This window comes from Streptomyces spiroverticillatus (assembly GCA_014650415.1).
GTDB lineage: Bacteria > Actinomycetota > Actinomycetes > Streptomycetales > Streptomycetaceae > Streptomyces > Streptomyces spiroverticillatus.
In genome coordinates, this window is the sequence record BMUX01000003.1 from 19,113 (window position 1) to 37,631 (window position 18,519).

Consider the following 18,519-nt stretch of genomic DNA (forward strand, 5'->3'; position numbering starts at 1 on the left):
TCCGTCCCCGTTGTCAGTGCCCGGTGCCATAGTCCGGACATGATCAACGACCTTGAGCTGGACGGCGTCGACTGGGCTTCCCTGGACGACGACGGCGAGCGCATCCCTTCCCTGCTGCGGGCCATGACCTCGGCCGATCCCTCGGCCCGGAAGGAGGCGCGCACCGCGTTCTTCCACGCGGTCAGTCATCAGGGGGATCTGTACGACTCCACGACCGCCGCCCTGCCGTTCCTCTTCGCCCTGGCGGACGACCCCGCGACCCCGGACCGTGCCGGGATCGTCGCCCTGCTGCTCGCCCTCGGAAGCTCGGCCGTCGAACGCGACGACGGCGGTCTCCGGTTCGGCTCGGACGGCGAGGTGACGACGGCGTACGCGGACTGCGCGGCGATCATGCGCGCACACGCCGACTCCTTCGTCGCCTACGCCTCGGAGCCGGACCCGCTGGTGCGGCGGGCGGCCCTGGAGGGGCTGGGGCTCTTCCTCGACGACGCCGGGCGGGCCGTCGGTGTCCTGGGCGAGCGGCTCGGGGCGGCGTCGGACACGGCGGAACGGCTGCTGGTCGTCGAGACCATGGCCACCCTCGCGCTGCGGCTGCCCGCCACGAAGGACGCCGTCGTGGCCCGGTTCGACGCCCTGGCCGACGACCCGGCGACGGACACCGCGATCCGGCTCGGCGCCCTCGTGCAGCGTGCGCACTGCGACCCCGGGGCCATCGTCGCCGACACCGTACCGACGGCGATCGAGCTGCTGCGCCGCCTGACCCCCGCGCCGGAACCGGGACCCACAGACACCTGCCACGACTCGTCCGGCACCTGCCCGTGCGCCGACGCCGAGCGGGCCGCGCAGGAGCAGCAGGAGGCCGTGTCCCAGGGCGCACCCCCGCACATAGCCGCCGCCTTCACGGACCTGGCCCGGCACGGCCGCACCCACGCGCCGACCACCGCCCTCCTGACCACCTTCCACGAGGCGCTGGGCACCCGTGTGCCCGAGCGCACCGCCCTGCTCGCCGCACAGCTCCGCAGCCCCGACTCCGGCACCCGCTACGACGCCATCGGCATGGCCACGCGGCTGATCAACACCGTGCGCGGCGACCACTCCGCGCTCGTCCTGCTGGTGGCGGACTGCCTCGACCCGCAGGACGCGTACACCTCCGCCGAGGCGGCCAAGTGCCTCGCCGCCCTGGGCACCGACGCGGAACCCGCCCGCGAGGCCCTCGCCTCGTACGTCGGCGCACGGCGCGACACCCACGGCCCCGAGGTGTGGGCCGCGCCGCAGGCGCTGGTGCGCCAGGCCCACCAGGAGGCCGTCCTGGCGCTGGCGGGCCTCGGCGACCCGCGTGCGCTGCCCTGTGTCCTGGTGGGCCTGGACAGCGGGGTCGACTCCTGGCGGGCCGTGCTGGTCGCGGGCGGCATCGGCGCAGGTGCCGGGGAGTTGGTCCCCCGGCTCGCGCGCGACCTCACCGGTGTCGACTTCTCGCAGGAGTGGCCCGTGACGAACCCGCACGCCCTGGCGTCCGCGCTCGGCCGGCTGGGGGATGCGGGGGCCGTGCCCGCGCTGGTTCACGCGCTCACCCAGTCCGTACGTCATGAACAGTGGAGCACCGCCTGCTCGGCCCTGGAGGCGCTCACCGCGATCGGCCCTGCGGCCGCGCCCGCGCCCGGGGAGGTGCGTCCCCTGGCAGAGGCGGAGGACCTGTCCGTACGCATGGCCGCGACGGCCGCGCTGTGGGCGCTCGAAGGGGATGCGGCCGACGTCGTCCCTCGGCTGCTCGCCCTGCTCGACACCTACAAGGCGGCCGACGCGGCCGATGTGCTCGGGCGGATCGGACCGGCTGCCGTGCTCGCGCTGCCGCGGCTGCGGGAGATCACGACGAAGAGCTCCGAGTGGCGGCGCGTGCACGCGGCTGCCGCGCTGTGGGACGTCGGGGGCGAGGCCGAGGCGGCCGTGGTCGTCGACGCGCTCCTGGCGGCGTGGGAGGAGAACGACTGCACCGCGACCTTCGTCGTGGAGTGCCTCGACAGGATGGGACCGGCAGCCGCACCGGCACTCCCGCGCATCCGCGACGAACTGTCCCGGCCGCAGGGCAGCTACTTCCGGAGCGCGTCCGCCGACCGGGAGCTGCTGCACCTGTGCAGGTCGGTCCTGAGCCGGCTGGGCTGAGAGGTCCTGGTGCTAGCTGGGCTGACAGGTCATAGTGCCGGCTGAGCTGACAGGTCATAGTGCCGGCTGAGCTGCGAGGTCCTAGTGCCAGTCGCGGCCCGACCGGCCGCCCTTGGTCTGGCTGCGCTGCTTCTTCTCGCGCAGCCGCCGCTCGTTGATCCCGCGCGGGATCTTGGTCGCGCGGCGGGGCTTGGGCGGTGGGGCGGACGCCTCCGCGAGCAGGGAGGCGAGGCGTACGGCGGCGGTCTCGCGGTTGCGCCACTGCGAGCGGTGCTCGGCGGCCTGCACGGAGACGACCCCGTCGACCAGCCGTCCGGCCAGCCGCTCCAGGGCGCGTGCCTTCCACACCTCGGGCAGCGCCTCGGTCTTCGCGAGGTCGAAGCGCAGCTCGACGCGGGTGTCGGACGTGTTGACGTGCTGCCCGCCGGGCCCCGACGACCTGGAGAAACGCCACATGAGCTCGGCCTCCGGGAGGGAGACGGAGCCACGGATGATGTAGGGCCCGGACATGCGTCCATAGTCCCTGCTCGGGCGGCGTCCCGTCACACCGTTTTCGGGGAGCGGGCGTACGTCTGCGTAAAGAAAGTAAAGAGAACCGGGCCGAGCTGGAACTTCCGGGGACCCTGGCCGCGTTAGATGGGGTGACGGTAGCTTCGGGACTCGTACCGAAGCCCGCACATGACGCACGAGGAAAGGGACATCCCATGGCAGTCAGCCTCAGCAAGGGTGGCAACGTTTCGCTCTCCAAGGAGGCCCCGGGCCTGACCGCCGTCACGGTCGGCCTCGGTTGGGACGTCCGCACGACGACGGGCACGGAGTTCGACCTCGACGCCTCGGCCATCGCGGTGAACGCGGCGGGCAAGGTCTACTCGGACGGTCACTTCGTCTTCTTCAACAACAAGGCGACGCCGGACCAGACCATCGTGCACACCGGCGACAACCGCTCCGGCGAGGGCGAGGGCGACGACGAGCAGATCAACGTCAACCTGGCCGGTCTGCCCGCCGACATCGACAAGATCGTCTTCCCGGTCTCCATCTACGACGCGGAGTCCCGCTCGCAGAACTTCGGCCAGGTCCGCAACGCGTACATCCGCATCGTGAACCAGGCCGGCGGCGCCGAGATCGCGCGCTACGACCTGAGCGAGGACGCCGCCACCGAGACCGCGATGGTCTTCGGCGAGCTGTACCGCAACGGTGCGGAGTGGAAGTTCCGCGCGGTCGGCCAGGGCTACGCCTCGGGTCTGTCGGGCATCGCGCAGGACTTCGGCGTCAGCGTCTGAGTCGCAGCGGTACGCAGCCGCAGCAGTACGTAGTCGAGGGCCCCGGCCGCCTTCCCGCCTCGTGCGGGTCGGTGGCCGGGGCCCTCGGTCGTCCCTGTCAGCTCTTGGACAACGACCAGTCCCGCAGGCCCTGTTGGGCCAGGATTTCGTTGGCCGTACGGGCGAACTCCTCCGCCGTGGCCGCCGCCGGAGCCGTGAGGCGCAGGCGGGCGGCGTTCGCGAGGAACTCCACCGGCTCGGCCTGCCAGCCGGCCGGGAGGAGGGCCATGAAGCGGATCGCCGCGGTCTCCGGGGGCGCCCCGGCGGGGCCGGTGATCAACACCTGGTGCGACGTGTGCTTGGCCGTGTTCATGAACTGCTCCGACTGGAGAGAGGGTGGGACAGGGGGTGGAGAGAAGGCGCGGTCAGCGGGTTTCGCCTGTCTTGGGGAAGCGCGCCACCAGCGCCACGATCGCGAGCGCGACCACCGCGCCCACTCCGTAGCGGACGCCGTCGGCGGCACCGCTGGCGAGCACCGCGACCTCCGCGCAGGCGAGCGCGGCGAGCAGGGCGGCGTAGGGGGCGCGGGTACGGGAGGTGGTGCTCATGGTGGGGGTTCCTTTCGGTGGGGGGTGGGGTTTCTTGCGGTACCGGCCCGGTCGGTGGCCGGTGAGTCGGTGCGTCCGTACGGGAGGGGTCAGTCGCCGAGCTTCAGGGCCTGGCCGAAGGAGAGCTTCCGGTCGGTCTGGAGCAGGGCCCGGCGGTAGACCCGGCTGCTGAGGGTCACGATGGCCGCGGCTGCGGCGAGCGACAGGGCGAGGGCGACGGCCGGCTCCCACCAGGTGACCTCGCCCGCCAGGACCCGGGCCGGCATGGTGACCGTCGAGGTCAGCGGGATGAAGGAGAGGATCTCGCGCATGCCGCCCGAGGCGGCGATGCCGATGATGAAGACGAGTGCGGTGACCGCGTTGACGGGCGTCGTGGTCGCCTGGACGTCCTCGCTGCGGGTGGCGAGCGCGCCCGCCGCCGCGTACAGGCAGGCCAGGACTGCGATGCCGACGACGTAGAAGACCAGGAACCAGCCCATTCCGCCGACGACGTCGGTGAGGATCGCCGTCTCGCCCGTGGCCAGCAGCCCGATCGCACCCACCAGGCAGAACAGGGTCATCTGGGCGAGCGCCAGCAGCGTGGAGCCGACGATCTTGCCGACCAGGAGCGCGCGCAGCGGGACCGAGGAGGCGATGAGTTCGACGATGCGGTTCTGCTTCTCCTCCACGACGCTGGTGGCCAGCGCGGAGCCGAGGAGGACGGAGGCGAGGTAGAAGAGGAAGCCGAAGAAGTAGGCCGTCATCTTGACCGCGCCCTCGGGGGCCTTGTCGGTGGAGAGGACGGTGTGGTGGAGCTGGGCGCCCTTGCTCAGGGCCTCCATGCTGGTGCCCGCGTCCTGGGCGTTCGCGGCGAGGGCGGAGTTCTGGACGGCGGCGCCGATCCAGGTGGCGGCCACGTCGTTCTGGCCGGTGTCGCCGAGCAGGGTCCAGCCGCCCTTCTCGTACAGCAGACCGGCCTCGGCCTCCCCGGACCGTACGGTCTCGCGCACGGCGTCGGCGGAGGACTCCTGGCGTACGGAGATGGTGACGTCCTGGTCGGACTGGCGGGCCAGCTTCTCGCCCAGCCCCGCGATCTGGCCGCTCTTCTGGTCGACGACCGCGACGGTGATCTTCCCCATCGAGTCGGCGAGGAAGAGCTGGAGGCCGATCGCGCCCACGATCAGGGCGAGGGTGACGAAGGTCGACACCAGGAAGCCGCGGTTGGTCAGCTTCACCTGGATCTCGCGGGCGGCGACGATCCGCCAGGGTGCGGCGCTCCTGGTCGTACGCGTACGGGGCCGAGGGGCTTCGGGGGAGGACACGGGTGCGGTGGGCGCCGGAGCGGTCTCGGTGTCGGTCTCGGGGGTCTGGGTCATGGCGCTCATGCGGCGGTCATCTCCCGGTAGATGTCGGCGATGCTGGGGACGAGGGGGGTCAGGGCGTGCACGGGGCCCCTGCGCAGGGCTTCGGCGAGGAGCAGGCCCGGGTCGGTGTCGGGGCGCAGTTCCACCCGTGCGCCGTCGGGGAGTTCTTCGAGGTCCGTGACGTCGGGCAGTGCGCGGGCCCAGCCCGCCGGGGAGCCCGTGACCAGGTGGAAGCGGGGCCTGTCGCGGTGGCGCAGCTCGTCGGCGGTGCCCTGGCCGACGACCCGGCCGCGGGTCATGATCACCAGGTCGTCGCAGAGGCGCTCGACCAGGTCGAGCTGGTGCGAGGAGAAGAGCACCGGAACGCCGGCGTCGGCATACTCCCGCAGCAGTTCGGCCATGGTGTCGACCGCGTGCGGGTCGAGGCCGGAGAAGGGCTCGTCGAGGACGAGGAGTTTGGGGGTGCCGAGCAGGGCGGCGGCGATCTGGACGCGCTGCTGGTTGCCGAGGGAGAGGGACTCCAGCTTGGCCTGGCTCTTCTCGGCGAGGCCGAGGCGTTCGAGGAGTTCGAGCATGTGGGCGCGGGCGGGGGCCGCGTCCTGGCCGCGCAGTCTGGCGAGGTAGACGAGCTGGCTGAGGACGGACTGCTTGGGGTAGAGGCCGCGCTCCTCCGGCATGTAGCCGAAGTCCCGGCGGTCGGCGGCCGTCACGGGCTCGCCGTCCCAGTGGATGCGGCCGTCGGTCTTGGCGAGCACTCCCATGATCATGCGCATGGTGGTGGTCTTGCCCGCGCCGTTCCCGCCGACGAACCCGGTCAGCCGGCCGCCGGAGACCCGGAAGGACACGTGGTCGACGGCGCGGTTGCTGTCGAAGTCCCGTACAAGTTCCTTCAGTTCCAACATCTGTCTGTCTCTCTCAGCTCGGTCTCTCGACGTTCGTGGGGCTCGCGCGAGCCGGGGCGTGGGGGTGTGCCCTGGTTCAGGGCAGGGGGTGGGGGGCGACGTCGCGTGGGTCGTCCACGCGGGCCTGGCAGCCGGTGCGTTCGACGGCCGACGCCAGACGGGGCCGGTGCCAGCTCCAGTCCTGGGTCTCGTCCATCCGGAGGTTCTGGTATCCGGGGGCCAGCACCTTCACCACGTGCCACCCCATCGCGGCGACGGCCGGGGAGAGGCGGTGGGTGAGGCCGACGGCGAGGGGGGCGGCCCCGTCGGCGGTCAGGGCCCGGGTGATCTCGGCAACCGGCAGGCGAGCGGCGGGAGTCGACGGAAGCGGCTCCGGCGCCTGGAAGCCGTCCACCCAGTCGCGTACGGACTCGTACGCGGGCCGGGTCAGCATGTACGCGAGCCGGTCGTGCTCCGTCACCACCGAGGCGACGGGACCGGGGTCGCCCTCCTGCCGGTGCAGTGCCCGCAGCGCGGTGCGTACCTGCCACGCCTCCTGAAAGGCCTTCACCGCGGCCTCGGCCGGGTCGGTCGAGGCCTTCATGCCCACGGAGGCGAGGGCCCCCGGGGCTTCGGGGTCGATCAAGCAGGCGGTCATGCACCAGAGTTCGGGCACTGCGGTGGGGATGCGGGCCAGGAAGGGCACGGTCCCCTCCGCCCCGGCCCGCTGCCAGACCGCTTCGAGTGCGGTGTCGGCGGGCGACGGCACGTACGTCGGAAGACGCAGTTGGCGGCCCCAGGCGACGGTGAAGGCGTCGCGCTCGATGACCTCGACCATCGCCGCGCCGAGCGCGGACTCGTAGCTGCGGCCGGCCGCCGCCCCGGACGGGCTCGGGTCGAAGAGCGCCGCCGAGGTGGAGCGGGCGGGCCAGTCGACGCAGTCGGCGGGCACCAGGACCGGTGCCCCGGTGGCCACGTCCTCGGCCTCGTACCAGGGCATGGCGGCCGTGGCGGCGTCCGGGTGGGCCAGGGCGTGGTCCGGGTGGAACGCGTACAGGGTTCGCAGGGTTACGGAGTCCAGTTCCGCGGCGGCGGCGAAGCGGGCCCGGTGGGCGGCCGAGGGGTGCAGGGCGCGGCGCTCAACGGCCTCGCCCGTGCCCCTCAGCAGGGCGTCGTTGCGGGTGGAGCCGCTGGCTCCGGCGAAGCGGGCGGAGGGCGGGAGGTCCGCGCCGGTGCCGATCCCGCGGCCCGAGCCGTCCTCGTACCCCGAGCCGTCCTCGTACGACTGAAAGCCTTCGAGGCCCTTCAGGCTGCCGACGGGCTGGAGTTCGACCGCGCTGCTCCACAGCGGTTCGTCCGCGCGGGGCGGGCTCACCGAGTGGCGCAGGGCGACCCCGGCGGCGGGGGCGAGGGTGGCCGGGATGTCGATCACGACGCCACCTCGGCGGGCACGGGGGCCTCCTCGGCGGGCACGGACGCCGCCTCGGCGGCCGTCACGGCCTCCGCACCAGCACGGGGCGCCTCCGGTGCCAGGAACGGCAGCGCCGGAGCCCCGTCGCGCAGGGACGCCAGCGTCACCAGGACGCCCGCCGAGCCGGTGCCGAGGTCGGTGGAGAGCCGGTAGCCGTGGTTGCCGAGGAAGTCGACGCGGCCCGGTTCGGCGGCGAGCGCCTCCCAGCCGAGTGCGTCGAGGTGGGCGCGCAGGACCCGGCGCTGGGCCTCGTCCTGTGCGTCGGCCGCGTCCGCGAGGACCAGGATCTCGCCCGCCCGGCCGTAGAGGAGGCCGCAGGAGAGGGCGAAGCCGCCGTGCGGCAGCGCGGTCAGGCGCTCCATCGCGGCGTGCAGCCGGGTGTCGTCGGGGGTGTGCGGGAGCAGGGCGCGCAGGGTGAGCACGATGCCCGCCGAGCCTTCGAGGCCGGGGGTGAGGAAGCGGTCCTCGAAGGTGGGGCCCTCGATGATGTCGAGGTCGGCGTGGAGTTCGGCCACGGCCTGGTCCAACAGCGCGCCGTCACCGGTGTGTTCGAAGAGGCGGAGCAGGAAGAGGGCCCGGCCGCAGCGGCCGTGCAGCAGTCCGAAGCGCTGCGGCACCGAGGTGTCGGGCAGCCGTGCGGCGAGCTCCAGGGCCTGGGCGAGGCGGCGGTCGTCGCCGCGTGCCGTGGCGAAGTGCAGTGCGGTGAGGCCGAGCCCGGAGATGCCGGTGGCCAGGGTGGAGCCGACGTTGGGGTCGCAGGCGGCGAAGGCCCGGTCCAGGACCTCGTCGGCGGCCGCGTGGTGGCCCAACTCCTGGAGGGTGTAGGCGATTCCGGCGAGCCCGGTGAAGAAGCCGGGCCCCTCGCCGGAGACCTGGGCCGCCTGGTCGAGCAGCCACTGGACGTGCTCGGCGGGGGCGTCGTGCCCGGCCCGGTGCAGGGCCCACAGGACTCCCGCCGCGCCGTGGGCGAAGGTGACGCCTCCGTCGGCGGCGATGAACTGCATGACGTCGCCGGGGTAGAGGCGGTCGGAGCGCTCCGGGGTGGCGGCCTCGACGATGGACGCGGCGAGTGAGGCGGCCAGGGTGTCGCCCTGTTCGCCGCCGACCGGCCAGCGGACCTCGTAGTCGGTGTGGGCGCCGAGGACGTCGGGGCCGAGCCCGCGCTCCACCTGGTCGACGAACTCCTGCGGCAGCGGGAAGTCCCGTACCGCCGCGTCCAGCAGGGTGCGGATCTTGGCCGTGCCCCATGGCACCACGTGCGGCATCGGCACGAACAGCGTCAGGCGCAGCACGTCGAGGGCGAAGAGGTCGACGTCCGGGCCTCTGAGGTGGCCCGGGGCGCGGAAGCCCAGCGAGCCCATGGCCTGCGGGCGCATTTCATCAACCGGGCTGGCGGTCTCCAGGTCGATGAAGGCGACCTTGTCGTCGGCGCCGACCAGGATGTTGCCCGGGTGCAGGTCGCCGAAGACGACTCCCCGCTCGTGCATGGCGGCGATGCCCTCGGCGACCTGGTCGAGGATGTGCAGCGCCCACTGGGTGTACTCGACGCGGGTGCGGGCGGTGTTCTCGGCGGAGCCGTGCGGGTGGCGCTGGTGGACCAGTTCGGTGAGCGGGGTGCCGTCGACGTACTCGCGGGCCAGGAAGTAGTGCTCGTGCCCCTTGCGCTCGTCCACCAGAGTGGGGACGGAGGGCAGTCCGGCGAGCAGGGACAGCGCCCAGTGCTCGCGCTCCAGGCGGGTGACCGCGTCGTCGCCCGCGGCGTCGAGGCCGGCGAGCGGGCGGGCCTCCTTGAGGAGGACCTCGTTGCCGTCGCGCTTGTCGACGGCGCGGTAGACGCCGCCGCCGTTGGAGAAGTGCAGGGCCTTGTAGACGCGGAAGGGGAAGTCTTCGAGGGTGCGGCCGCGGCGTTCGGCGAGGGCCTCGGCCAGGAACGGCGGCAGCGTGACCCAGTCGGGGGTGTGGAAGCCGGGCCGCCGCTGGTCGGGGACGAGTTCGCCGTCCGGGGTGGTGATCGCGGGGGTCAGCGTGCCGTCCTTGAGACGGGTCGTCTTCAGTACGAAGCCGCCGTAGCGGACGTACAGCGGACCCTCCTTCCAGCGCAGGTCGCTGAGGATGGACGGGGCGGGGGCGCCGCCGACCAGCTCCTCCAGGTCGTCGAGGGTCTGCTTCAGCTCGGCCTCGTCGACCGGGTAGATGGTGATGAACTTCCCGCTGGCGCTGCGGTCGCCGTACTTGCTGCCCCGGCGGCCGAGGGTCTCCAGGTCGGAGATGTACTTGTACATGAGCCCGTGCTCGACGCAGTACGGGGCGACCGCGTCCAGGAGTTCCGCGGCGTTGCCGGGCGAAGCGGCGACGTGGATCTTCCAGCCCTGGTCCGGGATGCGGTTCTCCGGCGGGGTGCAGACGGTCCACTCGCGGCCCCGGACGGTGGTCCAGCCCTCGGGGAGGGTGCGTCCCTCGTGGAAGTCCTCCCCGACGGATTCGGTGGCCGGGGCGTCGTAGAACAGTGAATCCGCTCGGATGAAGTCGATGAACCGGGTGTCGAGCACGGTGTTCTCCAGTGGTCGAAGGGCAGGCCAGTCGTCGTGAGGGCGGGCCGGGGAAGTCGGGTAAGTGGCGATGCTTGCGGGCTAGTTGGGCAGGAAGGGCAGTACGTACGTCCGGTACAGCGACTTCCACAGCGGGACCTCGCCCACCGAGACCTCGGCGGTGCCGTCGGCCGGCGAAGGAGTCCGGTCCAGGTCGATGGCGAAGGCGGTGGCGGGCATGCCCACCGCGTCGCCCATGTCGATGGGGAAGAAGGCGGAGACCGAGACGTCGGCCGGCTGCGCGGGGGCCGCGCCGATCCGGGTGGTGGCGACGTCGTCGTTCATGATCAGACCGTTGGTGCGCAGGCTCACCTGCTGTCCCTCGTGCACCAGCTGGCCGGCGCTGCCCTGCGGCAGCACCACCCGAGTGCCGGAGGCGTCGGTGACGTAGGCGGCGGCCAGGGTCTGCTGGACCGGCAGGAACAGTGCGCCGATCCCGGCGGCGACGAGCGCGGCACTGACCGTCCACGCCCGCACCCTGCTGACGCCCGCCGCCTTGACCTCGGCGGCCAGCCTGACCCCGCCCCGGCCCAGCAGGTACAGGGCGTAGGAGATGACCGAGGAGGCCAGCAGCAGTCCGAGCCAGCCGACCCGCTGCATGGTGTCGATCCAGGTGCCGAGCGCCGTGGTGATGAAGTACAGGGGGAAGGCGAGGCAGCCGAGGCCGTACAGGATCGTCCACCGGGTGGGCAGTTCACGCTTGTACGTGCCGCCGAACAGGAGCCGGGCCAGGGTGCGCCGGGCGTCGGCCATCGACTTGTCCCGCAGGTACGGGGTGTCGACGTGGCTCATCAGGGCGATGTAGCCGTCGAGCTTGATGAACGGGGTGAGGTTGAGCAGGCCCGTCGCGTAGCTGCTGATCGCGAAGAAGAGCAGGCAGGTCTTGGCGACTGAGTCGTCCATCGGCCAGGCCGCCAGGGCCGAGAGCGCGGCGAGCGAGGTCTGTACGGCGGGCCCGGCGAGGGCGGTGTGGACCCGCTGCTTGCGGTCCGGCAGGCGCCAGGCGTCCGACACGTCGCAGAAGAACGCGGGCATCAGGTAGAAGAGCATCACGCCGATGCGGGACGGCTTGCCCCCGTACCGGATGAGGACGGCGGCGTGGCCCAGCTCGTGGATCGACACACCGAACAGCAGGGCCAGCAGTACGCCGACGAAGGTGACGGCGGACATCGGGCTGTTCAGGGTGGTGGCCACCGCCTGGTGCTGGGCGACGAGGGCGACCACGCCGGCCAGTACGCAGAGAATCCCGGCCGCCACGGCGCCCTTGGAGAACAGGCGGGCGAACACGGGACGCAGGGCCTGCATGGCTCGTCCCGGCCGCAGCACGGTGAGCTGGAACGTCATCGGGGGGACGATCAGGAACCGCGGGGCGATCTTGGGCGGTGCGGTCTTGCCGTCGTCCAGGAGCTTGAGGGAGTCCAGTTGCGAGATGGCACTGCCGACCCGCTCGGTGTTCCAGCCGGGGCCCAGCCGGTCGGCCAGGGCCTCGTGGTCGCGCTCGCCGTCGAGCGCCTCGACGAGTTCGGCGACGCGCTCGTTGATCCGCACGTAGCGGGAGCCGTGCTGGAGGACCCAGTTGCCCTGCCCGTCGATCGGCGCGTGGACCTCGGCGCTGGGCGCGAGGCGGGGCTGCCGGGTGTGGTCTTCGGGGAGGGACTCGGTCGAGGTCTCTGTCGGGGGCGGTGGAATCAGGACTGCACTCACGGAGGTTTCCTTAACGGGAACGGAACAGCGGCAGGGAGTGGGGAATCGTGCGACACCCCTGCGGGGGGCCGGCCAACCGTGGCCGGCCGGCCCACCGCAGATCCTCGGGGTCACCCGAGCGGGTAGCCGAGGTGAAGCTGGGAGTCGGGCAACTCCGGCTCCCGCAGCGTCAGTTCACTCGTCGACGCAAAGCCGGTTCGGCTCAGGTGAGGGTGATGGAGGTGGCGACCGAGGCGCTGATCGCGACGCCCGTGGAGACGCCCGTCCAGAAACCCGGGGCCTCCAGGGCCTCCAGCTCCTGCATCTCCAGCTCGACGAGCTCGTTGTTGGCGATGTTCTCGACGGTGCCCAGGTTCTCGCTCATGTGAATTCCCTTTTCTGTGAGGTGTGTTGCGTGGTGGTGGTGCGATGAAGGGTGAAGCGGTCGGATACCGGCCCGGATCGGCCGTTACCGGTCCGGATCAGGTCAGGGTGACGGAGACGCCGACCGAGACACCGGTGGAGAAGGCGACGGAGAAGGTGCCCCAGCCCGGAGCCTCAAGGGCCTCCAGCTCCTGCATCTCCAGCTCGACGAGGTCGTTGGTCTCGATGTTCTCGACGGTGCCCAGCTTCTCGTTCATGTGAATTCCTTTGTGTGCGTGGTGTGTTGAGTGAGGTGTGGTGCGGTGTTGCTGATCCGGCGGGCCCGCCGTCGGGCGGGCCCCGGCCGGTTCGATCAGGTGAGGCTCGCGGCGACCGAGACGATCGAGATGCCGACGCTCACGCCGATGCTGGTGCTCCAGCCCGGGGCCTGGATGGGCTCCAGCTCCTGCATCTCCAGCTCGTTGGCGACGAGTTCCAGCTCCTGCTCGACGGCCTGGATGTTGTCGCTCATGGTGATCTCCTCTTGTTCTGTTTCTTCAGGGATGGGAAGGGTGGTGCGGTTTTCACCTCCCGGTCAGGCGCTCGGGCCCGCCGGAAGGAGTTCGTGGGAGTCGGCCGCGTGGGCGGCGGCCGACTCGGTGGCCTCGTCGAGGAGCGCGGCGATGTCATCGGCGCTCAACCCGGCGAGGGTGGGAAGTCCGGCACCCCAGGAGCGCACGCTGCGCAGGGCGACGGTGCGCAGCAGCTCCCTGGGGAGGCGCACGGTGTGCTCGATCTGCCAGCGCAGCATCAGCTGCTCCAGACCGTCGTACGGGTCCGACGCCAACCACGTTGCGTGGAGACGGAGTTGCCCCCACAGCCGGTGGATACGGGCGGCGCTGCCGAAGCGGGTGTCCCCCGCCAGGGCCCTGCGCCACACGAGCGGCCAGATGGCTGCGACGGCTCGCATCTTGGCCAGGCCGAGCGTGGTGGAGACTTCGTTGGCGAGCGCCCAGCACTTCACCGCGTACGGGCTGCGCCCGACGTTGATGGCACCGAGCTGGCTCTCCGCGCTGAGCCCGGCGACGCGCAGCCGCTCGGCTGCGGGCGCCGGCTTCCCGGCGGCCAGGCTGCGGGCGATCTCGTCCCCGGCCAGCAGCAGGGCTCCGGCCAACTCCTCTACAGCGGCGTCCTGTTGGGGCAGGTCAACACTGTCACTGGTGTACGGGATGACGGTCCGGAAGATCGCTTCCAGCACGCCGTCCAGCACGAGCGGCCCCGGCAGGGTTTCGGTCGCGTCGGCCACCCGGAGGGCGACGCGCGGTCGCAGGACCTCGCCCATCGCGATGCGTTTGACGCTGTCGTACGAGGCGCTCTCGTACGGGAAGCAGGCGACGGGTCCCGCTTCGGTGCCGGTGCCCAGGGTGGTGGGCACCGCGAGGATGTTCGCGTACTCCCCCAGTGCCGCAGGGAGTACCACCAGCCCACTGCGCTGGCCCGCGGTGAGGTAGCGGACGGTTTCGGGGCTGCGGCTGATCGCGGTCGCCAGCTTGGCGAAGTCGAGGGTGCTGCCCCCGCCGATCCCGACGACCAGCTCGCCGTCTGCCAGCCCCGCTGCGAAGGCCTCGATGGCCGGCAGTGTGCCCACCGCCGGGGTCGACACCAGTTCCGGTGCGTACCCGGCTCCTGCGATACGGTCCCTGACCTGCTCGGTGACGGTGTGCTCCGCCACGGCCGGGTCGGCCAGGACGGTCACACCGGTGGGGCGCAGATCCCGGAGCAGGCCAGGGATCTGGTCGTACGAATCGAGTGCGGCGGGCATCTGTCGGCTCCTTCCGGCTCAGGCGGTGGCGGTGGCGGTGGCGGTGGCGGGCAGCAGGGTGTCGATCCCCGCCTCGATGCAGGTCAGAAGCTCGGCGACCTCGTCGCGGGAGTAGGTGAGGGCGGGTACGAGCTGGACGCCGGAGGGGCCGGGGTGGACGATGGCGCCCGCGCTCCGGATCCGGGCGACCAGGTTGCCGACGTCCTCGCCGGACAGTTCGCTGCCGTCGGCGTGCCGCAGGTGCAGGGTGCGGAAGCAGCCCGTACCGGTGGTGTCGTGGGCGAGCGGGTGCCGCTCGACGAGTTCGGCGAGCCCCTGCTGGAGCCAGGCGGCGACGTTGCGTCCCGCCGCGACGGCGTCGAGGCGTTCCATCTCGGCGATGGTGGCGCTGACGGCGGCGCCGACGAGGGCGGTGCCGCCCTGGGTCTCGGCGTGGGCGAAGAAGGTGTCGTGCTCTTCGAGTACGCCGCTCACCCGCCGGGACATCACCAGTGCGGCTGCCGGGCAGGCCCCGTTGGTTAGGCCCTTGGACGTCACCAGGACGTCCGGGCGGCCGGGCCAGCTCTCGGAGGCGAAGTACTGGCCGGTGCGGCCGAAGCCGGTGGCGACCTCGTCGGCGACCAGGAGATAGCCGAACTCGTCGCGCAGTCGGCCCAGTTCGGCGACGTACTCCTCGGTGAGGGGGACGGTGCCGGTGCCGACGACAGGTTCCACGATCACGGCGGCGACGCGATGGCCGAGGGAGGCCATCAGCCGGCCGAGTTCGGCGGTGTCGTTGGGCGAGACGTGCCGGATGTGACGCTGGTCGACTCCGTAGACGCGCTGTCCGAGGTCCTCGCCGGTGAGGGCGAAGCCGCCGAAGGTCAGTCCGTGGAAGCTGCCGCGCAGCGAGACGATCAGATTGCGGCCCTGGGCGCCCTGCACGGCGTGGAAGATGCGGGCCAGCTTCATCACGGCGTCGTTGGCGACACCGCCGCCGGTGGAGAAGAGAACACGGGAGTAGTGGTCGGGGCCGCAGACCCGCAGCAGGTCGTCGGCCGCCCGGCGGGCGTAGACGTTCTCGAAGCGGAAGGCTCCCAGGTAGGAGGCGTTGGCGGCGGCTTCTGCGAGGGCCTGGGCGATCCGCTCGTTCCCGTAGCCGAGGTTGACGTTCCACAGTCCGCTGTCGGCGTCCAGGCGGGTGCTGCCGTCGGCGAAGGTGACGCGGTGTCCGCTCGCGGAGACCGCGCAGATGCTGTCGTCGCCGTGGCCGGAGGGCGGGACGAGGTAGGGCCAGAGCGCTGTCGTCGTCATCGGGAGGCTTCCGTGGTCAGGAGCGTCACACGGTGACGCTCGCCGGGCGGGGTGAGGGGCTGGCGGGCGGTGACGGTCAGCCCTGCGGCCGTCAACTCGGCTTCGAGCTCGGGGAGGTTGACGATGGCCACGCGGTCGGTGCAGACCGTGGTGGGGCCGTCGTCGGGTGCGCCGTCGGCGGGCAGGGGAATCAGGGTGACGGCCCGGCTGTCGGCACCGGCGGGCCAGTGCTCGTACAGCTCGTAGACCGTGCCGCTGGCTCCGGCGACCCGTACGGCGGTCTCGGCGGGGCCTTCGGCGTCGCCGCGCTCCATGACGGTCAGCAGGAACTGGCCGTCGTCGGTCAGGTGGTCCAGGACGCTGCGGAACAGGCCCTTGCGGCCGTTCCCGTCCAGGAGGGAGAGCGAGGTGGTGCCGAGCAGGATGTGCGGGAAGCGCACACCGCCGAGCTGGAAGTCGGACATGTCGCCCTGTACGACGGTGCAGCGGTCCCGCATCGAGGCGGGGGCCTTGCCGAGTTCGGCGTGCAGGAGGGCGAGCATGTCGGCGGACAGGTCGAGGGCGGTGACCTCGCGGCCGGCAGCGAGGAGCGGGAGGGTGAAGCGGCCCGCTCCGGCGGCCAGGTCCAGCACGGCTCCGGGAGCGGTGCGCACGGCGCTCAGCAGGGCCCGGGTCTCGGGGTCGTCGTAGGTGGCGAGGTCCTGGTAGAGGGGGGCGCCGAGGGAGTCGTACAGACCGCAGAGCCGTACGCGGTCGCCGAGCCCGGCGACGCGTCGGGCGGCGTGGGTGTTCGGGGGCGCTTCGAGGGTGAGGGGGGCTTCGGGGGTCAGGGTCGCGGTGCTCATGCGGCTACCACCTGGGGGGTGTCGAGGCGGACGCCGTGCTGGGCGAGCAGCTCGTCCAGCTGGTCGAGTTCGGCGGCGGGGACGAGTTCGGTGACGCGCTCGGGGGCGGCCAGGAGGCATTCCAGAGCGCGGGCGATCTCCCTGCGGACCGCGAAGAGCCGGCCGCTGATCACCATGTACGTCTCGGAGTCGCCGTGGACGACCAGGGGCAGGGTGGCGTCGCCCAGGTCGGCTCCCGCAGCGGCGAGTTCCGGGGTGAGCCGGGCGCCGAATCCGGAGACCCGCAGTCCGGTCTTGCCGTGTGCCATCAGGATGCGCATCGCGGCGATGGCCTTGAGGTAGCGGGGCAGGAAGGGGCGGCTGCGCAGGGCCTGGGCCCGGATGTCCTCCGGGACCACCGCGCCCAGTGCCGCTTCGTCGGGGCCGATCCCGGCGTACCGCCGGGTGAGTGTGTCGAGGCTGTCGTGGACCGTGCCGAGTACGGCGCCGGTCGGGGTGGTGGAGACGAACCCGTCCGGGTCGGCGTAGAGCCGTACGGCGGGGCCGTCCGCCGGGTGGTGGCTGCCGCCGAGGGCTCCGGCGTCGGCGAGCACCACGGAGGAGGTGAGGAGGAAGTCGGGGAAGACGCCTTCGGTCAGGGCGCGGTCGGCGTCGGCGAGGTAGGCCTCGAAGTCGGGGCGGTCCGTCAGCCGTACGACGGTCGGGCCGAAGACGGTCATGTAGGGGCTGGAGGCGTAGGAGTGGGTCTGGAGGAAGAAGTCCTGGCCGTTGGAGAGCTCGTCGCCGGGTTCCGTGAGGCTGCCCTCGTACCCCGTGGCGGGGGCGGGGACGCCGGTCCCGTCGTGGGGTGCCAGCAGCAGGGTGCCGGGGCCGACAAGTCCGGCGGCCACGACGGCGGGGACGTGGTCGGCGTTGCTCAGTACGAGCGTCTGGACGCCGGGGCCGGGGGTGCCCTTGAGGGGGGCGCCGGTGGCCCAGGAGATGAGGTGGTCCTTGAGGCGCTTGCGGTCGGCGGCGGGGGCCGTGCGGGGATCGGCCCCGGTGGAGGCCGTGCCGGGCTCGGCGGAGCCCACTCCTGTCGTGTCCATGCCAGAGAACATCCTTCGTCGGTGTACGTTCCCGTCTGCCTCCAGAGGCATCGGGTCAATGTCAGGTGCTGAATGTCTGAGGGGGGCCGAAGCCCAGGTCATGCGGGGGGCGGTGCCGGTCAGTGCGGCTCGACGACCGCCTTCAGAAGGGTCGACAGGTCGGAGAGGGTCTCCTGCGTACCGAAGAGCTTGTGCACGGCGGTGCTGTTGAGCACGATCTCGTCAACTCCCGCCTCCTCGAAGGCCCGTAGCGCCTTGACCGCCTGCGACAGGTCGCCGCCGGCGAACGCACCGGTCTCCACGACACCGCGCGCCACGTCCTCCAGCTTTCCGGAGCGGACGTCCACGCCGGCCCGGCCGAGCATGTCCAGGTAGTGCGGGGCCTGCATGTGCGGGGCGTTGCCGATCACCGCGAGCCGTTCGGGTGCGTCGCCCTCGCGGCCGTCCTTCTGGATCCCGGTCGGAACCATGGCGACGATGCGAGGAAGAGTCGTACGTCCCGCCCGGGCCGCGCCCTCCTCCACTGCGGGCAGAAGGACTTCCCGCAGATACGCGGGCGGCGTCAGCCACGTGATCACCACATCCGCCACCTCACCCGCCAGCCTGGCCATGCCGGGCCGCAGTACCCCGAGGCCGACATCGACCCTGGGCGCCACGGCCGGGGCGAGCTGCCCCCGGAAGGTGTAGTGCGGTCCGTCCATCTCGACGGTCTCGCCGTCGAGCAGGCCGCGCACTGCCTGTACGTACTGCCGCGCCACCTGGAGCGGCTTGGGGTACGGGGCCCCGAGGATGTTGGCCTGGAAGGCGGCGGCGCCGGGGCCGAAGCCCGCGATCACCGACTCGCCGGTCGCCAGGGCCACCGAACGGGCCTGGAGAGCCGCTTCGTACGGATGCCGCAGCGGCATCAGCGTGACCCCGAAGCCCGTCGGAACCCTGAACCCGGCCCCGGCCAGTCCCGTGAAGGTCTGGTGCGGCTCCATCACCATGGCCTGGCCCTGCCAGAGCCGGGTGGCTCCGGTCCACTGGACCAGTCCTGCGAAGGGCAGTGCCTGCTCCAGTCGGCGGGGGACGCAGGGCAGGAGAACGGAGTAGTCGGTCATGGTCGGTCGGGGTCT

General features: G+C 72.0%; 18 protein-coding genes. 2 read left to right on the forward strand and 16 right to left on the reverse strand.

Annotated elements, in window-relative coordinates; genetic code table 11:
- Positions 1-39 precede the first annotated feature (39 nt).
- Positions 40-2,160: a HEAT repeat domain-containing protein gene (locus IE269_RS08120; protein ID WP_189822132.1), complete on the forward strand. Its 2,121-nt coding sequence runs from the start codon at positions 40-42 to the stop codon at positions 2,158-2,160.
- An 81-nt stretch (positions 2,161-2,241) separates the two neighbouring features.
- Here the strand turns inward: IE269_RS08120 and arfB are convergent, their stop codons facing one another.
- A complete protein-coding gene (arfB, locus tag IE269_RS08125; protein WP_189822133.1) occupies positions 2,242-2,670 on the reverse strand; it encodes an alternative ribosome rescue aminoacyl-tRNA hydrolase ArfB in 429 nt (142 codons plus the stop codon).
- A gap of 194 nt (positions 2,671-2,864) precedes the next feature.
- Between arfB and IE269_RS08130 the strand changes: the two genes are divergently transcribed.
- The gene (locus IE269_RS08130; protein ID WP_189822134.1) at positions 2,865-3,440 is read left to right on the forward strand and encodes a TerD family protein; all 576 of its coding nucleotides are present in this window, start codon (positions 2,865-2,867) and stop codon (positions 3,438-3,440) included.
- Between the two features lie 97 nt (positions 3,441-3,537).
- Here IE269_RS08130 and IE269_RS08135 read toward each other — a convergent pair whose 3' ends face one another.
- The 15 genes from IE269_RS08135 to IE269_RS08205 form a co-directional block, all read right to left on the reverse strand.
- Complete coding sequence (locus tag IE269_RS08135; RefSeq protein ID WP_189822135.1) at positions 3,538-3,792, reverse strand: hypothetical protein; 255 nt, start codon at positions 3,790-3,792, stop codon at positions 3,538-3,540.
- A 52-nt stretch (positions 3,793-3,844) separates the two neighbouring features.
- Complete coding sequence (locus IE269_RS08140; protein ID WP_189822136.1) at positions 3,845-4,027, reverse strand: hypothetical protein; 183 nt, start codon at positions 4,025-4,027, stop codon at positions 3,845-3,847.
- A gap of 89 nt (positions 4,028-4,116) precedes the next feature.
- Complete coding sequence (locus IE269_RS08145; protein WP_189822137.1) at positions 4,117-5,391, reverse strand: ABC transporter permease; 1,275 nt, start codon at positions 5,389-5,391, stop codon at positions 4,117-4,119.
- On the reverse strand, positions 5,388-6,272 hold the full coding sequence (locus IE269_RS08150) for an ABC transporter ATP-binding protein (protein ID WP_189822138.1): 885 nt from the start codon (positions 6,270-6,272) through the stop codon (positions 5,388-5,390). The genes IE269_RS08145 and IE269_RS08150 overlap by 4 nt, the downstream gene beginning before the upstream one ends.
- Positions 6,273-6,348: 76 nt before the next feature.
- Complete coding sequence (locus IE269_RS08155; RefSeq protein WP_189822139.1) at positions 6,349-7,683, reverse strand: YcaO-like family protein; 1,335 nt, start codon at positions 7,681-7,683, stop codon at positions 6,349-6,351.
- Positions 7,680-10,271, reverse strand: a complete 2,592-nt coding sequence (lanKC, locus tag IE269_RS08160) for a class III lanthionine synthetase LanKC (protein WP_189822140.1) — start codon at positions 10,269-10,271, stop codon at positions 7,680-7,682. The genes IE269_RS08155 and lanKC overlap by 4 nt, the downstream gene beginning before the upstream one ends.
- 81 nt (positions 10,272-10,352) lie before the next feature.
- Positions 10,353-12,014 carry a daptide biosynthesis intramembrane metalloprotease gene (gene mpaP, locus IE269_RS08165; protein ID WP_189822141.1) on the reverse strand — a complete coding sequence of 554 codons (1,662 nt, stop codon included), beginning with the start codon at positions 12,012-12,014 and terminating at the stop codon, positions 10,353-10,355.
- A 202-nt stretch (positions 12,015-12,216) separates the two neighbouring features.
- A complete protein-coding gene (locus IE269_RS08170; RefSeq protein ID WP_189822142.1) occupies positions 12,217-12,378 on the reverse strand; it encodes a daptide-type RiPP in 162 nt (53 codons plus the stop codon).
- Positions 12,379-12,475: 97 nt separating this feature from the next.
- Positions 12,476-12,634 carry a daptide-type RiPP gene (locus IE269_RS08175; protein WP_189822143.1) on the reverse strand — a complete coding sequence of 53 codons (159 nt, stop codon included), beginning with the start codon at positions 12,632-12,634 and terminating at the stop codon, positions 12,476-12,478.
- Positions 12,635-12,729: 95 nt separating this feature from the next.
- Positions 12,730-12,888: a daptide-type RiPP gene (locus tag IE269_RS08180; protein ID WP_189822144.1), complete on the reverse strand. Its 159-nt coding sequence runs from the start codon at positions 12,886-12,888 to the stop codon at positions 12,730-12,732.
- A gap of 63 nt (positions 12,889-12,951) precedes the next feature.
- A complete protein-coding gene (gene mpaC / locus IE269_RS08185; RefSeq protein ID WP_189822145.1) occupies positions 12,952-14,178 on the reverse strand; it encodes a daptide-type RiPP biosynthesis dehydogenase in 1,227 nt (408 codons plus the stop codon).
- 18 nt (positions 14,179-14,196) lie between these two features.
- A complete protein-coding gene (gene mpaD, locus IE269_RS08190; RefSeq protein ID WP_189822146.1) occupies positions 14,197-15,471 on the reverse strand; it encodes a daptide-type RiPP biosynthesis aminotransferase in 1,275 nt (424 codons plus the stop codon).
- A complete protein-coding gene (mpaM, locus tag IE269_RS08195) occupies positions 15,468-16,316 on the reverse strand; it encodes a daptide-type RiPP biosynthesis methyltransferase (RefSeq protein WP_189822147.1) in 849 nt (282 codons plus the stop codon). The genes mpaD and mpaM overlap by 4 nt, the downstream gene beginning before the upstream one ends.
- Positions 16,313-17,404 (reverse strand): daptide biosynthesis RiPP recognition protein, encoded by a 1,092-nt coding sequence (mpaB, locus tag IE269_RS08200; protein WP_189822148.1) that lies wholly within the window; start codon positions 17,402-17,404, stop codon positions 16,313-16,315. Before mpaB ends, mpaM begins: the two co-directional genes overlap by 4 nt.
- A 119-nt stretch (positions 17,405-17,523) precedes the next feature.
- On the reverse strand, positions 17,524-18,504 hold the full coding sequence (locus IE269_RS08205; RefSeq protein ID WP_189822149.1) for an LLM class flavin-dependent oxidoreductase: 981 nt from the start codon (positions 18,502-18,504) through the stop codon (positions 17,524-17,526).
- Between the last annotated feature and the right edge of the window lie 15 nt (positions 18,505-18,519).

What these genes read in the sequence shown, in the direction of transcription:
- arfB (WP_189822133.1), bottom strand. Translation starts at nt 2,670, where the DNA reads ATGTCCGGGCCCTACATCATCCGTGGCTCCGTCTCCCTCCCGGAGGCC.
- mpaD (WP_189822146.1), bottom strand. Translation starts at nt 15,471, where the DNA reads ATGACGACGACAGCGCTCTGGCCCTACCTCGTCCCGCCCTCCGGCCAC.
- IE269_RS08150 (WP_189822138.1), bottom strand. Translation starts at nt 6,272, where the DNA reads ATGTTGGAACTGAAGGAACTTGTACGGGACTTCGACAGCAACCGCGCC.
- IE269_RS08120 (WP_189822132.1), top strand. Translation starts at nt 40, where the DNA reads ATGATCAACGACCTTGAGCTGGACGGCGTCGACTGGGCTTCCCTGGAC.
- IE269_RS08135 (WP_189822135.1), bottom strand. Translation starts at nt 3,792, where the DNA reads ATGAACACGGCCAAGCACACGTCGCACCAGGTGTTGATCACCGGCCCC.
- IE269_RS08130 (WP_189822134.1), top strand. Translation starts at nt 2,865, where the DNA reads ATGGCAGTCAGCCTCAGCAAGGGTGGCAACGTTTCGCTCTCCAAGGAG.
- IE269_RS08145 (WP_189822137.1), bottom strand. Translation starts at nt 5,391, where the DNA reads ATGAGCGCCATGACCCAGACCCCCGAGACCGACACCGAGACCGCTCCG.
- mpaC (WP_189822145.1), bottom strand. Translation starts at nt 14,178, where the DNA reads ATGCCCGCCGCACTCGATTCGTACGACCAGATCCCTGGCCTGCTCCGG.
- mpaM (WP_189822147.1), bottom strand. Translation starts at nt 16,316, where the DNA reads ATGAGCACCGCGACCCTGACCCCCGAAGCCCCCCTCACCCTCGAAGCG.
- IE269_RS08205 (WP_189822149.1), bottom strand. Translation starts at nt 18,504, where the DNA reads ATGACCGACTACTCCGTTCTCCTGCCCTGCGTCCCCCGCCGACTGGAG.
- IE269_RS08180 (WP_189822144.1), bottom strand. Translation starts at nt 12,888, where the DNA reads ATGAGCGACAACATCCAGGCCGTCGAGCAGGAGCTGGAACTCGTCGCC.
- IE269_RS08175 (WP_189822143.1), bottom strand. Translation starts at nt 12,634, where the DNA reads ATGAACGAGAAGCTGGGCACCGTCGAGAACATCGAGACCAACGACCTC.
- IE269_RS08170 (WP_189822142.1), bottom strand. Translation starts at nt 12,378, where the DNA reads ATGAGCGAGAACCTGGGCACCGTCGAGAACATCGCCAACAACGAGCTC.
- mpaB (WP_189822148.1), bottom strand. Translation starts at nt 17,404, where the DNA reads ATGGACACGACAGGAGTGGGCTCCGCCGAGCCCGGCACGGCCTCCACC.
- IE269_RS08140 (WP_189822136.1), bottom strand. Translation starts at nt 4,027, where the DNA reads ATGAGCACCACCTCCCGTACCCGCGCCCCCTACGCCGCCCTGCTCGCC.